The organism is Shimazuella soli (genome assembly GCF_022511585.1).
In the GTDB taxonomy this organism is placed as follows: Bacteria; Bacillota; Bacilli; order Thermoactinomycetales; family Thermoactinomycetaceae; genus Shimazuella; species Shimazuella soli.
Genome location: NZ_JAKWBN010000001.1, coordinates 239,237 through 253,111 on the forward strand (window position 1 = coordinate 239,237; position 13,875 = coordinate 253,111).

Annotated in this window: 13 protein-coding genes; 9 read left to right on the forward strand and 4 right to left on the reverse strand. The window is 36.7% G+C overall.

The features are described 5' to 3' along the window. The first annotated feature begins 22 nt into the window (after window positions 1–22). A complete protein-coding gene (locus tag MK805_RS01340) occupies window positions 23–514 on the forward strand; it encodes a hypothetical protein (RefSeq protein ID WP_240873389.1) in 492 nt (163 codons plus the stop codon). A 136-nt stretch (window positions 515–650) separates the two neighbouring features. On the opposite strand, the gene MK805_RS01345 is transcribed toward MK805_RS01340, so the two are convergent. Next, window positions 651–998: a hypothetical protein gene (locus tag MK805_RS01345; RefSeq protein ID WP_240873390.1), complete on the reverse strand. Its 348-nt coding sequence runs from the start codon at window positions 996–998 to the stop codon at window positions 651–653. A 76-nt stretch (window positions 999–1,074) separates the two neighbouring features. Between MK805_RS01345 and MK805_RS01350 the strand changes: the two genes are divergently transcribed. Then, window positions 1,075–2,172, forward strand: coding sequence for a S8 family peptidase (locus MK805_RS01350; protein WP_240873391.1), 1,098 nt, complete (start codon window positions 1,075–1,077; stop codon window positions 2,170–2,172). A 170-nt stretch (window positions 2,173–2,342) separates the two neighbouring features. Here MK805_RS01350 and MK805_RS01355 read toward each other — a convergent pair whose 3' ends face one another. Then, window positions 2,343–2,867: a gamma-type small acid-soluble spore protein gene (locus MK805_RS01355; RefSeq protein WP_240873392.1), complete on the reverse strand. Its 525-nt coding sequence runs from the start codon at window positions 2,865–2,867 to the stop codon at window positions 2,343–2,345. Window positions 2,868–2,959: 92 nt separating this feature from the next. Between MK805_RS01355 and asd the strand changes: the two genes are divergently transcribed. The 5 genes from asd (at window position 2,960) to greA (ending at window position 9,642) form a co-directional block, all read left to right on the forward strand. Beyond that, window positions 2,960–3,814, forward strand: coding sequence for an archaetidylserine decarboxylase (asd, locus tag MK805_RS01360; RefSeq protein ID WP_240873393.1), 855 nt, complete (start codon window positions 2,960–2,962; stop codon window positions 3,812–3,814). 2 nt (window positions 3,815–3,816) lie between these two features. Then, window positions 3,817–4,413 (forward strand): rhomboid family intramembrane serine protease, encoded by a 597-nt coding sequence (locus tag MK805_RS01365; RefSeq protein WP_240873394.1) that lies wholly within the window; start codon window positions 3,817–3,819, stop codon window positions 4,411–4,413. A 41-nt stretch (window positions 4,414–4,454) separates the two neighbouring features. Continuing rightward, a complete protein-coding gene (locus MK805_RS01370; RefSeq protein WP_240873395.1) occupies window positions 4,455–5,660 on the forward strand; it encodes an MFS transporter in 1,206 nt (401 codons plus the stop codon). 308 nt (window positions 5,661–5,968) lie between these two features. Next, the gene (locus tag MK805_RS01375) at window positions 5,969–8,707 is read left to right on the forward strand and encodes a DUF2339 domain-containing protein (protein WP_240873396.1); all 2,739 of its coding nucleotides are present in this window, start codon (window positions 5,969–5,971) and stop codon (window positions 8,705–8,707) included. Between the two features lie 458 nt (window positions 8,708–9,165). Beyond that, on the forward strand, window positions 9,166–9,642 hold the full coding sequence (gene greA / locus MK805_RS01380; protein WP_240873397.1) for a transcription elongation factor GreA: 477 nt from the start codon (window positions 9,166–9,168) through the stop codon (window positions 9,640–9,642). Between the two features lie 9 nt (window positions 9,643–9,651). Here the strand turns inward: greA and MK805_RS01385 are convergent, their stop codons facing one another. Beyond that, a complete protein-coding gene (locus MK805_RS01385; RefSeq protein WP_240873398.1) occupies window positions 9,652–10,128 on the reverse strand; it encodes a hypothetical protein in 477 nt (158 codons plus the stop codon). A gap of 67 nt (window positions 10,129–10,195) precedes the next feature. Between MK805_RS01385 and MK805_RS01390 the strand changes: the two genes are divergently transcribed. Together MK805_RS01390 and MK805_RS01395 are read left to right on the forward strand one after the other, a co-directional pair. Then, on the forward strand, window positions 10,196–11,326 hold the full coding sequence (locus tag MK805_RS01390) for a metallophosphoesterase family protein (RefSeq protein WP_240873399.1): 1,131 nt from the start codon (window positions 10,196–10,198) through the stop codon (window positions 11,324–11,326). Beyond that, window positions 11,323–13,518, forward strand: coding sequence for an ATP-binding protein (locus MK805_RS01395; protein WP_240873400.1), 2,196 nt, complete (start codon window positions 11,323–11,325; stop codon window positions 13,516–13,518). The genes MK805_RS01390 and MK805_RS01395 overlap by 4 nt, the downstream gene beginning before the upstream one ends. Here MK805_RS01395 and MK805_RS01400 read toward each other — a convergent pair. Then, on the reverse strand, window positions 13,508–13,873 hold the full coding sequence (locus MK805_RS01400; RefSeq protein WP_240873401.1) for a group I truncated hemoglobin: 366 nt from the start codon (window positions 13,871–13,873) through the stop codon (window positions 13,508–13,510). The genes MK805_RS01395 and MK805_RS01400 overlap by 11 nt on opposite strands. Window positions 13,874–13,875 lie beyond the last annotated feature (2 nt).

A 13,875-nucleotide genomic window follows, 5' to 3' on the forward strand; every position in this document is an offset into this window, starting at 1 on the left:
ACAGAAGCGAGGGGTGAATTTCGTGAAAGTATTTTCTCATGGGAGCAATGTGAATTTCCAAATTTCAGCACGAGAAATGTTTTTTACTGACTTAGAATCGCTTCTTAAGCGAAAAAAAGAACAGAGTGGGCGGTTCGTGATGGGTTTACTTAAACCGGACAAAGAACAGCTTGTTGTTTATGGTCTCCTAACTAGATATAACTTAAACGACACAGAACATACATTTGAATTGGAAGATGAGACGATAAAGTGGCCGCAAGATCAGTTTTTGCTCAGTCAGGAAGCTGTTTTTACGATTGAAGATGAACGCCAAGGTCAAGTGGATTACGACATTTTATATCTTACTTATGAAGACAGCGAAGGGGAATCGGTATTGTTTTTTATCGATGAAAATAACGTCACTCATCCATTGGCTTGTGTAGTTCAATTTTACGAACAAGTCAAAGAGGTTGGTCGCGATGTTGACTTTTCATTGACTGGGTGTTCTGCGAACGAATGGAAACCTCAAAAATAAGTTTTGAAAAAACCTATATTATTAAAAAGCCTACAATAATGTAGGCTTTTTTCTTTATCGTCTAAAAAGGGCACTTTCTTGGGTGATTACATATACCGTTAGGATTCCTTTCCCATATCTTATGTTAACAAGCTCACTACTTTTTTTTCTTATTGTAATGCTCTTTAATGATCGACATCATAGCAGGTGAATTGAACAAATCATACATGAAATCACCTTTTGGGCCAGCATTTGGAGCAGAAGTGGATGGATTACTGGGTGTGGCAGTTTTAGGCGTATCTGTCTTAGGAGTATCTGTCTTGGAAGCATCTGGTTTTGGCTTATTAAATTTTGCCATGTGATTGATAAGTTTCATCAACTTTTCTCGATCACCAAACGATGCATTCACATTATAAATAGCCTGCATCATCTCATCCAGTTGACTTGTTTTTTTGGATAGATCACTTGCTAGCTTTGCCAATTCTGCAAAATAATCATCACTCATTTTTTCACCATCCTAATGAGAATCAATTGTTTTATAGTCTATTCTCCATTCAGCTTATGAGTGAGGGGGAAAGAAAATGGAACCAGAGAATGGGAACCCTCAAAATATTAGGAATAGAAGGATTTTTTATTTAAAAGAGGGAGCAGACTTCGTAAGATGTTCCAGAGAGTTAAAAAAGCAAGGCATCACGCCAATCGAATATCTTCCTCATTTGGGGATGGTGATTGGAGAATCGGTAAATCCTCGATTAAAAGTTGATAATCATCCATATGTAGAACATGCAGAGCAAGACATACGTGTAAATATAACAGAACCTTCGTATCATGGCAGTACGTATGCAGTTAAACCTACTTTCCCTTGGGGAATAGAGCGTATTGGAGCACCGATGGTTTGGACGAAAGTAAAAGGACGAGGAATACGTATTGCTGTTATTGATACAGGCATTGATCCAAGTCACCCCGCAATTTATCGTAATTACAAAGGTGGAATAAATATTTTGGCAAGAAGTTTTCCACCAATGGATTATAATGGTCATGGAACTCACGTAGCAGGGATTATTGCAGGTAGATCGCGAAATACGGGGCTAGTTGGAGTTGCACCATGGGCAAGTTTGTATGCCGTAAAAGCATTTAACAAAAATGGAAGTGCAAATTTATCTGATTTACTCAGTGCGATTAATTGGTGCATCGAGAAGCGGATGCACATTATTAACATGAGTTTTGGGATGGAAATGGTGAGCGAATCGCTAAAAAAAGCTATTATGATTGCTCATCGAAAAAAAATTGTAATGGTAGCAGCTACAGGAAATCAAGGGCTAAAAAATTCGATCGATTTTCCTGCGCGATTCCCGGAGACAATTGCAGTAACTTCTATCGGTATGAACAATAGAATCTCGCCTTTTGGAAATAGGGGAAAAGGTGTGGATATCGCTGCTCCAGGAGAAAAAATCCCTTCTGCTTGGTTAGGGCAGACGACAAAAGAAATGAGCGGCACTTCGATGGCAGTACCCCATGTGTCAGGTACAATTGCATTGATGTTGCAGTTAAATCCAAATTTAAATCCAGAACAAATTCGATATTTGTTATTATACACAGGCAGAAAAATGGATCGGGAATTTATTCGGACGGTAAATACTAGTCAAGCTATACGTTATCTTTTGCGATCTAAAAAATAAAAACATAGTTACTTTTAAATATTTCCATAGCAAAAGCTATGGAAATTTCGCATTTGAAGATAAAAAATATTCCCACTTCTCCTACCTACTGTGTTTGACGATTTTGTGTTACACTGTATCATGAAAAAGTAGAAAATCCCAACTTAAAAAATTGGGATTTTCTACCTTACTTAAAACTGGTTTTTGCTTTTTTTGCTTTGTGAACGAGCGTTTTGAGCTCTCACTTGGTGTGTATTGGTAGCAGATTCAGAAGCGAATTCTGTCTGATATTGACCAGCAGCACTACTAGTAGCTCCTGCAGCACTTGCAGCAGAATGAGCGTTCTGAGCAGAAGCAGCGTTTTGAGCTCTTACTTGGTGTGCATTGGTAGCAGATTCAGAAGCAAATTCTGTCTGATACTGACCAGCAGCACTGCTAGTAGCTCCTGCAGTACTTGCAGCAGAATGAGCGTTCTGAGCAGAAGCTGCATTTTGAGCTCTTACTTGGTGTGCATTGGTAGCAGATTCAGAAGCGAATTCTGTCTGATATTGACCAGCAGCACTGTTTTGAGCTTGGCTACTTGCAGAAGCAGCGTTTTGAGCTCTTACTAGCTGAGTGTTCGTAGCAGATTCAGAAGCAAATTCTGTCTGATACTTACTAGCACCAGCGTTATGCTTGTGAGCGTGAGCAGGATCGGTTTTGTATTTGTTGTTCATTCGATCACCTCCTAGAAAGTATTGTGCCCAAGTAGTTTTTTTTCTTCCCATCCGTTTTTTTCCTTTTAATCGTTTAGAAGTGGAGGCATCTGATGAAAGACCGTGTTTCACGTTTTTTTTGGAAGATAACACCAAAAAACGGCGTATCTAGATTTGTAGGAAGTATGGCTAAAAAACGTTTTAGTCGACATTTTATTCCTTTTTATATTAAAAAGTTTCAAATAGATCTTAATCCAGTGAAAAAACCTGTAGATCAATTTGAGAGCTTATTGGATTTCTTTGTACGAGAATTAAATGCAGAAGCACGACCAATTGACACAGATCCAAAGAAAGTAACTAGTCCTGTTGATGGCGTTATTACGCAGATGGGTAAAATAGAAGAAGGAACGATTATTCAAGCTAAGGGAATATCTTATCGTTTGGAAGATTTATTGGCAGGGGACAGTAAGACAGATCAATTTTTTAATGGACAATTTGCTACCATTTATTTAAGTCCTCGTGATTATCATCGTATACATAGTCCGATTTCCGGTGAAATAGAATCGCTGACCTATATTCCCGGTAATTTATATCCAGTAAATGAGTCAGGAGTTCGTTTATTTCCTGGATTATTTACACAAAATGAACGTGTTATTTCCTATATTGATAGCGAATTTGGACAAGTTGCTTTAGTCAAGGTTGGTGCTACGAATGTGGGAAGTATTAAAGTGACATATGATCAAGAAATTGCTACAAATGCAGGGAGAAAACAACAAAAAAATAAAAAAATATATCCAAAGGCAATTCGGATGAAAAAAGGCGAGGAATTAGGACGGTTTGAATTTGGTTCTACCGTTATTTTGATATTCGAACCAAACATGATCAACTGGTTACCTAACATTTCTAAAGGAATATCAATAAAGATGGGACAACCTATCGCAGAGGTAATCCCGAGAAAGAAGGATTAATTTTGTTTGGACACACACACATTCCACTCAAACAATTCCCGCGTTTTTTTCCAGTGATTACAAGCCTGATGATTGTTCATACGATATGCTACTTGATGCTCTTGTTTCATAGTGGGTCTGTGTCAGGGGATGCGCTTGTGGTCCAATATGGTGCAGTTGAAGGTTGGCGTATTCAGGCAGGAGATTGGTGGAGAGTTTTTACAGCAATATTTTTGCATACTAGTATCTTTTCTTATCTGATAGGATTGTTTTTTCTGTATATCCTAGGTCCTCAACTTGAATGGCTATTAGGGCGGTTATTTTTTCTTCTCATCTATCTGTTTTCAGGAATGTTGACTTTTGTAATAGTGTACATAACAGGAATGGAAGGAATATATTTTGGTTCTTTAGGTGCTGTATATGGGATATTTGGTGTTTATTTATACTTATTTGTCCGAAAAGCCATCCATCCGCAATTTGGACTTGCAGTATTGGTTCTTACCATTTTAAATCTTATTGTTGATTATCCGCTAACTGGAGTGTACTTCTTATGTGTACTGGCAGGTTTTGCGTTATCTTTAGTCTTTTTACAATTTCGAAGACCTGATTCAGATTCATAATCCATAAAGGCCTGGGCAGACTATTATTTAGGTGAGGCTCTATGGACTTTTTAAAAAAATTAAATCGTGAGGCATGGGTCTTACTGGGAGTCAGTGGATTGCATGCTTTTTCTTTTGCTTTGTCTAATGCTTTTGTGAATGTTTTTTTATGGAAAATCAACCATGATTTATTTAAGATTGCTTGGTACAATCTTGCTAATTATTTTGCTATTGGAGTTACTTTTATATTAGCTGGATGGATAACCAAACGAGTTGATCGCGTTATCTCTATTCGGATTGGAGTGGCACTGCAAGCTCTTTTTTATTTGACGGTTCTCCTTTTAGACACGAAAGCTATTGACTATGTAATTTCCCTTGGATTTTTTCTTGGACTTGGAAGTGGCTTTTTTTGGATGTCTTATAATGTATTGTATTTCGAAATCTCAGAGCGAGATAATCGAGATGTTATGAATGGAATAAGCGGTTTTATCACTTCTTTATCAGGAATGATAGCGCCATTAATTTCTGGATTTATCATTACACGTGTGGATCACTTTTTAGGATATAGGATAATCTTTGGTATTTCGCTGGGGATTTTTGCCCTTTCGGTTGTGGTTAGTTTTTGGTTAAAATTGCGAAAGGCAGAGGGGAGATTTCGGTTAAGGGAAGTAATGGTTATTTCTTTTCGACCGAACACAAATTGGTTTTGGGTACAATTATCCTCTTTTTTTCAAGGATTACGAGAAGGAGTTTTTCTTTTTTTTACTGGTCTATTGGTTTACTTCATTACAAAAAATGAGTTAACACTTGGAACTTATTACACAGGTGCTTCCATTGTGTCGCTTATTTCTTATTTACTTCTAGGTAAATATTTAAGGCCAGCTTGGAGAGTGAATTCTGTACTTGTAGCTTCTGTAATGATGGGGCTGATGATTATCCCATTTTTAATCTATTGGAATACATGGACCGTTATGTTATATGGTATTGGACTTTACCTTTTTTACCCATTTTACTATGCTCCGACTATCTCAATCGCATATGATGTAATTGGTGCGCATGAAAAAGCTGTAGAATTAAGAGTGGAATATGTGGTGGCCAGAGAAATAGTCATGAACTTTGGAAGGTTGATCAGCTTAATCATTTTCATGATTATTTTAGCGAAAACAAATACGATAGCCTCTTTAAAACCGTTGCTCTTATTTCTTAGTTTTATACAAGTGGGGACTTGGCTTTCCATACGTAAAGTACCTTTGATCGCGAAACTTTAGTTATTACTCCAGATGAGCAAATTCACTAACATTTCTTGTTAAATCGGCTTGATATGTACGTCTTCCGCGTCTGTTGTAAAGAGCAACAAAGGACGCTACAGCCGTACATATCTTCGCTTGGTATTTTTAGTATCTATTTTTGCTCAAGTAGAGTTATTACCCTTTTCTATATGGAAGAAGGGTTATTTTTTTTCAATTTGGAAGGTGATAATGTTTCTACCAGATTACATTTTGGTCACTTTTTATGTTTTTTTTAAGTTTCATTTATGATACATAGTACAATGCAAAAAGGAGGTGTTTGTAAATACATGTGGGATATGTTTGGTTTTATTTTTGTTTTCATTATTTTGTACTTCTTTTATAAAAGAAACAAATCATTAGATGAAAAAGTGGAAAATTTAGACCTTCATCTACAAATTTTAAAAAGGCAATTGGAAGATGTAGCGAAAGGGCGGGATAAGGTTCAGGAGGAAGTTCAGGATGGTTTACCTATTGATAAACAAGAGAAAGATAGAGTTGCTCAGATTCCCATTTTTCGTCCTCCTGTAGAAGAAGAAAAGCCAAAAATACTAGAGACTCCAAAGACAGTACCAGACAAAGGTTCAGAGCCAAAACGTAAATCTCGAACAAAAACGGAATGGGAGTTATTAATTGGAGGCAAATGGTTAAATTGGATCGGTGCAGTTGCGCTATTTCTAGGTACAGCGTTTTTTATGAAGTACGCTTTCGATAATGATTGGATCAATGAGTTTACTAGAGTTGCAATTGGGGCAGTATTTGGCTTTATTTTACTATTCATGGGTGGGAGATTTGCCAAAAGAGGATTAAAAATCTTCAGTCAAGGATTAGTCGGGGCAGCAATAGCAGTCTTATACACTTCTGTATTTGCGGCTTACCATTTTTATGAACTGGTACCACAGTTAGTTGCAATTATCTTGATGTTACTTGTTACCGCACTAAGTTTTTGGCAAGCGATTTATTATCAGTCATTACCTATTGCAATCATTGGGTGGTTCGGGGCTTATGCAACACCATTTCTTTTCCCTGGTGGAGGCACTACCCTCGGATTGATGGGTTATCTTGCTTTCGTTACTGTTGGCATATCTGCTCTGGTATGGAGGAAACGAAGTTGGTCCATCCTGTATTATCTGTCCTTTATTGCTACTTATCTAATATTCTTTGGATGGAGTATCGCGTCCAATAGTGGGGAACATACTGTATTTCTAGTTTCGCTAACGTTTTTTTGGCTGGTGTTCTATCTATTTGATCTTCGTATTCTCTTTCATGAGAGAGCTGCGAAGTATGAAAAAATGGTCAGTATTTTCAATACAATACTTTTAGGAATTGGGTTAATCTGGCATTTCCCGCATACGGCGCATTATCGTGTCTGGTTTAGTACATGCATGTTATTGGTTGCAATTTTGTATCTTATTCCGATTGTATATTTTTATGCTCGTAAAACGTTATCAAAAGCAAATCAATGGCAAACAGCAAGGCAAAGTATTACATTTCTCCTTTTTTTATTAGTGGCAACGGGTGTATATTTCCACTTTCAGACGTTTCTTTTTGTTGCTTCTATCGAGATAGGAGCAATGATTTGGTGGGGTCTACGTTATCAAGTACGTTATGTTGAACGATTTGTTCTAGGGTTAATGTGTTTGTCCACTTTTGTAATATTTATTTATACAGTTGGAGAATTGGGTCAACTGAAACCAATATTCAATTGGGTTTTATGGAATGATCTCATAGGTGTAATCGTATTGTTGTGGAGTGCACATTTGTATAACCAACAAAATGCTGTGATTATCCGAAATAGCTTACATGCCATATGGGCTATCCTTTTAGCAGTAGGCATTTATGTAGAGAGCCAACTCTTCTTTTTGCATGTATACCCAAGAGATATGTATATGAAGCTTGGGAAATGGGACTATATAAGTCATGTCAGCTATATTACAGACTTATCGGTGGCCTTTTGTTTAATGGTTTATGCTGCAAGCTTAGGCTGGTTTGGTTTAAAGAGACGGGTTAATTCTGTTCTCATCGTTAGCAATGTGATAATAGGTATTATGTTGATCCAATTAGTCATCCTCGGTAGAACATATCCTGCTCTAAATTATTTCACTCCTGTCTGGAATATCCGTGTGTTCATTTTTATGCTTGCCATTGGACTGATATTTGGATCATATCGCCTATGGAGAAAGCTAGGGCTGCAACATCCTTGGTACAAATGGTATCGATTATCCATCATTCTATCTATGGTTGTGTTGTTGTTTGAATTGGTGACGGTGGAAATTATAGATGGTTTTACCAAGCAAATTAATTTACATCACTCTATAACGGATTTGCCTATCACTTCGTATCTTGAAAATCTTGAATTTTACACGTTGGTATTGGTTTGGATCTTTTCGAGTGTTCCGATGTATATATTGGGAGTACGTTTGCGGTACCGTTTGCTGATGTATTTTGGTTTGTCTACGCTTGGGATCGGAACAATTCCCATTTTGTTTCACGGATTGACGTTTTACTCTTATGATCATTTTTTTCCAATAATCAATTTGCGGTTTTTGTCATTGATTTGTACAATCGGTATACTTTTCTTCTTTTATCGGTATATGAAGAAAAACGAAGATATAAAAAACAGCTTATATCTGCGCTACATTCGACAAACACTGTTTTTTATTGGAGTCCTAGCAGTTTTCCTCTGTGTGACGTTGGAAATCAGTGATACATTTGAGGCTAATATGCTGCGTTACATTCATGAGAGTGAAGAAGTGATTCGACTTAAAAACTTACAACAGTTATCGATATCGATTGCATGGTTACTTTTATCTTGTTTCTTTCTATGGGTAGGTATTTGGCAGAAAAAACAATCTGTTCGAATTATGTCGATCTGTGTTTTTGGGCTATCCATCTTAAAAATCTTCTTTTTTGATTTGTCATTTTTGACAACGTTATATCGCATTTTTTCTTTTATGGGATTAGGAATTATTCTACTTTCCGTATCATTTATTTATCAAAAATATAAACATTGGTTTTCTGCGAATTAAAAAAAGTCCCTAAGTTTTTTAGGGATTTTTTCATTGTGTTGACTAGGAAAAACCAATTAAATAACAAGTTTTAGCAGGAAAATTGTATAATTATGTCGAATAAATAATTATATGTCATAGGAGTCTCTTTTGTATAGAAAAAATTTCTCACCTTACTTCTGTTCTTATAAATATACACATCCAAATTGTATTTCTTTGTTTAAACATGCAGTTTGGGCTAAAGGTGGTGGAGTAAAAGTAGTCAAACAAAAAAATTATTAAAATACTTGGTTCATAAACATAAATATGCTAAGATAACTAGCAGTCCCTTTTTTGTAATCGGTTTCTTAATTTGATAGGTAAGGAAGAAATAGGCATAATGTATTTGGACGTGACATATCATGTAGCACGGTTGTACTAGAAAATAATGCTAACAAATAGAAAGCTATGGTTTGTGTCTTTTTAAGGAGGAATCGGCAATGTCTAATCAAAAAGAAGTTTTACTTACGGAAGAGGGATTACAAAACCTAAAAGAAGAGTTAGAACTTGCAAAAACAGTGAAACGTCATGAAGTAGCAGAACGTCTAAAAGAAGCAATTTCACAAGGAGATCTAAGTGAAAACTCTGAATATGACGCTGCAAAGGAAGAGCAAGGTCTAATAGAAGCAAGAATATTGACACTTGAAAATATGATTAGAAATGCAAAGATCATAAAACCTGGTGAAACTGATAAAACGGTTGTTTCTGTAGGGGCTAAAGTAACCATTCAAGAAATTCCTGATGGTGATACAGAAACATATTATATAGTTGGTAGTGCGGAGACAAATCCTGAGCTAGGTAAAATTTCAAATGAATCACCAATTGGGAAAGAGTTAATTGGTAAAAAAGTAGGCGAAACCGTCAATGTTCCGGTTCCATCTGGAACCATTCAATTAAAAATTGTTGAAATTGATTAATTTCCCTTTTTAAATAATCCCATCATCCTTAAGAGATGATGGGATTATTTGTTGTAAGAAAATAGATAGCGAGCGTTCCGTGTGATATTCTACCCAGCTTCCTTGAGAATTCCGGATTAATAGCCGAGCGATTTCGTTGTGATTTTTAGGTATCGTAACAATGACAGATTGAAACGGATGCTTAATAGGCGAGAAAGCCGAAAGAACAACGGGATGATGAAACTGAACTAGAATATATCTAGTAGGCAGCTGAAAGGAAGATAGACCTGCTAGATGATCGATTTTGTTTAACAGCTGTTCCATTTCATATTTTGCAGTAGGGCTTTCTTTCACTACATGTTTTTTGCCGTCTTGGACATACCAGATTTGAAAATTACCAATAGATGCTGTCTCCTGTGCATAGGTAGTTGCGAAACTGATACCAATTAGCAGGAATGGAAGAATTAGGAGGAGAATTTTTCTAAGGAGATGTGTTGTTTGTTGCATAAGCGTCACAACCTTTTTTACGTTATCGTTTGTCAGAATACAAAAAAACATGCACGGGTGAGGAGTTATGCAGACTATTTCTTTTGTACATGTAGCAGATTTGCATTTAGGAGCACCAATCAAAGGCTGGAAGTGGGAAAAGGAGCATATTTGGATAAGGCAGGAAGAATATTTACAAACATTTGAAAGGATTATCACGTTTGTCAAAGAGAAATCTGTTCCATTTCTGTTTATTTCAGGAGATTTTTTGGAACATGGATTTGTTACTTCTAGCTTATACCAATTTGTTTTTGATCAGCTGCAACGAATACCAGAAACACGTATTTTTATAAGTCCAGGTAATCATGATCCATATCGAGAAGATTCTATATATGTCCAAGAAGTGTGGCCTGATCATGTGTATATATTTTCAGGGCAATGGGAAACACTCTACTTTCCTCAGTATCAACTACATATATCTGGCAGAGGTTTCGTAGACTTTTCTGAACGTCATAGTTCTCTGCCTACCCCTATGAAAGATGCATCTTCTCATATATATGTAGTTCATGGCGATTTTGGAGAAGACAGTTCTCTGTATTTCCCGATTTTAGAGAAAGAACTGCTGGAGCATGAAGTTGATTATGTTGCGCTTGGGCACATACATAAACGTCAGACTTATCAGTTGAAGAATAACAAAGAAACGATAATCCATTACCCAGGCTCTCCAGAAGCGAGGAGTTGGAAGGAAACAGGATCGAGATATCTTACTTTTGGTACGATCGGTAAAACAGGAGTTAACTTAGAAGCTATTCCCATACATACCCGTAAATACAAAGAACTAGAAATAGATATAACCAACCGATTTACTCTTGCTCATATAGCTCAACTGGTTCAGACAGCAATAAAAAAGGAAGCTGCTGATGATTATCTTAGCATTCGGTTAGTAGGTAGATCTTCCATCGGTCGAGAGGATAAGCATTGGCTAAACAAACTAGAAACGATGGTGCAAACAAATCATAAATGGCTCGTTTATGAGGATAAGACGCTACCTGAATATAACCTTCAACAATTGCGGAATCAGCAGACTTTAATCGGTACATTTGTTCATATTATGGAAAAGCGTATTGCGCAAGAAACAGATGAGAGACAAAAACGAATTTTACAAATAGCTCTTTATCGGGGTTTAGATGCGTTGGAAAGAGAAGTGATAAACCAATGATCATTGAACGTGTTCATTTTCATGGATTTGGTTGTTTGAAGCAGCGTACCATCCCTTTTGAGCCTGGCCTCAATATCATTCACGCTCCAAATGAATCTGGGAAATCTACTTTGCTACGTGGAATTTATGCTTTATTATATGGAGGCGCTCAAGAAGGAAAACGGGTTAGAAGAGAAGCAGATTGGTATGCTGGATTTAGGCCATGGTTAACAGAGCAGTATGGTGGAGAAATCGATTATCTTTTACATGACATACCTTACCGTTTAGTACGAAATCTTTCTAAGGGAAGAGAACAAGAGCAGTTAATTAATCGAGAGACTGGTGAGGAATTGCAACAGCATTTTTTGTTTGATCAAAGAAAAGAAAGAAAGATTATGGAGACTCAAATAGGTTTATCTGGGGAGTTATTTAGACGAACAGCTTATATTACTTCTTATTCGGATATAGGATTACGATTCGATAAAGAAGAAAAAAAATGGCAGCAGAAATTGGCGGAAAAATTAAATAGTTTACTTGACCAGGGAGAAGAAGTGGAATTGTCCGTAATACTGGGTTATTTAGATGACCAGTTAAAAGAAATAGGAAAGACGGAAAATGCGAAACAGAAACCTTTTGGGATGCTGATAGAAAAAGAGAAGTTATTACAAAATAAATTGGAAAATAATAAGGAAATTCAAAAAGAATATTTACAGGCTCGAGTAGAACTCCAACTTTTATTAAAAGAACAAGAAAGATTAGAGGAAGAATATCAAGTTTTATCAGAGCAACATCAGCGAATATCGGTTTCCGTGCAGTGTAAGGCAGATTGGTATCGTCTGGATAAAATTCAAGTAGCATTAGAAGAATGGAAATGTACCCAACAATTACACCTGGATCAAGAGAAGATGATACAAAAATTAGAAGATAAAAGAGCAGAACTAGAACCACCTTTTCGGATGCAAGCAGAAGATATGGAAGAGTGTAGCGGGCTGCATTACCAAATCCAAACACTAGATAAGCGCATCCTCCAATTGGAGCAAGATGTGCAAAATGAACAACATGCCGCTGCTTTATACCGTCCATGGTGGAAACCAATCTATCCCATGACTACTTTTTTTGGTATTCTCGTGACAATCGGCAGTTTTTTTATTTCTGCGATGTGGGGTTTCCTATTCTCTATTCTCATGTGTCTGATTTGGGGAATCCCTCAGGTGATTTCTGTTTATACCAATAAGCAGCAAGAGATGACACGTCACTATAATATACAAATAAGTCAAAAGCTTTTATCCCAATACAAAGCGGAAAGAAGAGTATGTCAAGAGCGTTTAGATTGGTGGAAAAATCGGGTTGGAACCAATGATGTGGGGGTTATTCGTAAGTGGTGGGATCAAACACAAGCAGTAGAAAAAGTGGAATGGGAGTTAGAACAATTATTGCGAAAACAGCCGATTTTAAAGAAAGGAGAAGGGAATTACTTACGTCAAAAATGGGTAGAAGGTAAAAGAGAGGTTGTTTTGCGTTACCAAGGAGCTTTTTGCCACATATCCGATAACAAAATTGATAGTGTAAGTCTAGGGCTTTCCAGAGAAACCGTACATAAGTCTATTCAAATTAATAGCATGCAAATTGGAGAAAAGAAAAAAACTGTACAAGAATTGGAGCTTCAACTGCATCGATTTCAACTGCTTCAAGTGGAATGGGAGCAAGTAAAGGCACAGCTCGAGCAATTAAAGGAAGAGAGACGAGCAATTGACGTTGCGCATGAGGTGCTGCAAGAGGCATACCGTAGTCGGCAGGGAAACGTAGCTCCGATATTACAGCAAGTTTCATCTTCGTGGATCAAAACAGTAACCAACAACAGATATGATTGCCTTTATGCTGACTTCTCAGGGGAAGGTTTGAGTGCACGGGTTCCAGAGACTGGAAGGGCCGAGAAGATTGATCAATTGAGTACAGGAACATTAATGCAAATGGTTTTTGCCCTTAAAATGTCTATAATTCAATATTTATCTTCTGAATCTAAACACCAGCTTCCTGTTTTATTAGATGATTGTTTTGTTTACTATGATAAAGAACGTCTAGCTTCTATTCTTCCTTTATTGGGTAAACTTGCAAAGAATCATCAAATCTTGCTATGTACTTGTCATACAAGAGAAATAGAACTGCTTGATTATTTAGGACAACCATATCACAGCATTTCCCTTATTTCATAATGATGTGAGGCTTTACTCCTCGAAGTAGGGCCTCTACTTTTGCCATTTGAGGGATCGGAGTATTGTATTTTCTCATGGCATTTTTAAAATGTTTAACTGCCAATTCATATTCTTCAGAAGTAATGTATAGTCCCTGATGAATTTTTCTCATATTTTTTCCATGATAGCGATTTGGACCCCCGAATAAAAAGCTTACAAGCATCGTGATGTGACTAACTCGAATTTGGTGTATGTTAGCATCTTGGAAATAATGTGCTAGTTTTTTATCATTCACCAATAAGTGGTAAAATTCATGAACAATGGCTGCAATGGTTTGTTCACCACCGAGATCAGTAAATACATTTTTATTTTCCATTT